Here is a 2,825-nt window from a genome sequence, read left to right on the forward strand (position 1 = left end):
GTTGTGGTATTTCCTGAACAATCACTTACTGTCCATTTTCTTGTGATTAAATATTCTGATCCACAAGCATCGTCATCTCCACTGGTTACTTCACTCGGAACTACGGTTACTGTTGTATCACAATTATCTGTTGCGGTTAATACTTCCATTGCTGGAATATTATCACAACTCACAGTTATATCATCTGGTAAACTCTCTACAAACTCTGGTGCTTTGGTATCTTCTACCGTAATTGATTGTATGTGTGTTGTGGTATTTCCTGAACAATCACTTACTGTCCATTTTCTTGTGATTAAATATTCTGATCCACAAGCATCGTCATCTCCACTGGTTACTTCACTCGGAACTACGGTTACTGTTGTATCACAATCATCCGTTGCGGTTAATACTTCCATTGCTGGAATATTATCACAACTCACGGTTATATCATCTGGTAAACTCTCTACAAACTTTGGTGCTTTGGTATCTTCAATTGTAAATTTAGCTGTACTTGTACTTGTATTACCACAAGCATCTGTAGCTGTAAATATTACTTCTACCTCTCCTACGAAACTACATGTGTAATCTAATTCAGTAAAATTATTACTCCATGAAACTACACTACAAGCATCCGTAGCACTTGCTCCTCCATTACTACTTAACCATGTATTTAGCTCACTTAAATTACCAGAACCATCACACTCTACTGTACTACTTGAAGCTTCTGTTGCTATTACTGGTGCTGTATCATCTTTTATTAAATATCCTGCAACTACAGAACTCTGATTACCACATGCATCTGTTGCTGTAAATGTTACATTAATATAACTTCCATCACATTTAATCGATGTATCATTTCCATAATCATTAGTCCAAACAACACTACTACAATTATCTGTTGCTGTTGCTCCTGCATTATTGTCTAACCAATCTTGTAACTTTTGTGTTGTATTACCTACTCCACATTCAATATCTATATTAGCTTTATTTGTTTCATCTATTATAGGTGCGGTATTATCTTCTACTGTGATGGTTTGTACTTTACTAGTGGTATTTCCACAATCGTCGGTTAAACTCCATGTTCTTGTGATTACTTGCTCTCCCTCACAGCTTCCTGATGCTACTGAATCACTAAAAGTTGCTTCTAAACTTGTATCACAGTTATCTGACTCATCGGTTACATCTCCTGTTACTCCTACACTCGCATCATATGTACAATCAGCTGCTGCATAAATCGTTGTGTTTGCTGGAACTGTAAAGTCTGGTGCTGTATTATCTTCTACTGTGATTGTTTGTACTTTACTTGTAGTATTTCCACAATCATCGGTTAAACTCCATGTTCTTGTGATTACTTGTTCTCCCTCACAGCTTCCTGCTGCTACTGAATCACTAAAAGTTGCCTCTAAACTTGTATCACAGTTATCTGACTCATCGGTTACATCTCCTGTTACTCCTACACTGGCATCATAGGTACAATCGGCTGCGGCATATATTGTTGTGTTTGCTGGTACGGTAAAGTCTGGTGCCGTGTTATCTTCTACCGTGATGGTTTGTACTTTACTTGTAGTATTTCCACAATCGTCTGTTAAGCTCCATGTTCTTGTGATGACTTGTTCTCCTTCACAACTTCCCGCTGCTACTGAATCACTAAAGGTAGCCTCTAAACTTGCATCACAATTATCTGACTCATCTGTTACATCTCCTGTTACTCCTACACTTGCATCATAGGTACAATCGGCTGCGGCATATATTGTTGTGTTTGCTGGAACTGTAAAGTCTGGTGCCGTGTTATCCTCTACGGTGATTGTTTGTACTTTACTTGTTGTATTTCCACAATCGTCTGTTAAACTCCATGTTCTTGTGATTACTTGTTCTCCTTCACAACTTCCTGCTGCTACTGAATCACTAAAGGTAGCCTCTAAACTTGTATCACAGTTATCTGACTCATCTGTTACATCCCCTGTTACTCCTACACTTGCATCATAGGTACAATCGGCTGCGGCATATATTGTTGTGTTTGCTGGTACGGTAAAGTCTGGTGCCGTGTTATCTTCTACTGTAATTGTTTGTACTTTACTTGTTGTATTTCCACAATCATCGGTTAAGCTCCATGTTCTTGTGATGACTTGTTCTCCTTCACAGCTTCCTGCTGCAACTGAATCACTAAAGGTAGCCTCTAAACTTGTATCACAATTATCTGACTCATCTGTTACATCTCCTGTTACTCCTACACTTGCATCATAGGTACAATCGGCTGCGGCATATATTGTTGTGTTTGCTGGAACTGTAAAGTCTGGTGCCGTGTTATCCTCTACGGTGATTGTTTGTACTTTACTAGTGGTATTTCCACAATCGTCTGTTAAACTCCATGTTCTTGTGATTACTTGCTCTCCCTCACAACTTCCTGCTGCTACTGAATCACTAAAAGTTGCCTCTAAACTTGTATCACAGTTATCTGACTCATCGGTTACATCGCCTGTTACTCCTACACTGGCATCATAGGTACAATCGACTGCGGCATATATTGTTGTATTTGCTGGAACTGTAAAGTCTGGTGCCGTGTTATCTTCTACTGTGATTGTTTGTACTTTACTAGTGGTATTTCCACAATCGTCTGTTAAACTCCATGTTCTTGTGATTACTTGCTCTCCCTCACAACTTCCTGCTGCTACTGAATCACTAAAAGTTGCCTCTAAACTTGTATCACAGTTATCTGACTCATCGGTTACATCGCCTGTTACTCCTACACTGGCATCATAGGTACAATCGACTGCGGCATATATTGTTGTATTTGCTGGAACTGTAAAGTCTGGTGCCGTGTTATCTTCTACTGTGATTGTTTGTAC

General features: G+C 39.2%; 1 protein-coding gene. It reads right to left on the reverse strand.

The features are described 5' to 3' along the window. The coding region (locus Q0958_RS18780) for a gliding motility-associated C-terminal domain-containing protein (protein ID WP_299126083.1) at window positions 1–2,825 on the reverse strand (2,825 nt) is incomplete at both ends.

Origin of the sequence: uncultured Tenacibaculum sp. (assembly GCF_947499065.1) — a bacterium.
In the GTDB taxonomy this organism is placed as follows: domain Bacteria; phylum Bacteroidota; class Bacteroidia; order Flavobacteriales; family Flavobacteriaceae; genus Polaribacter.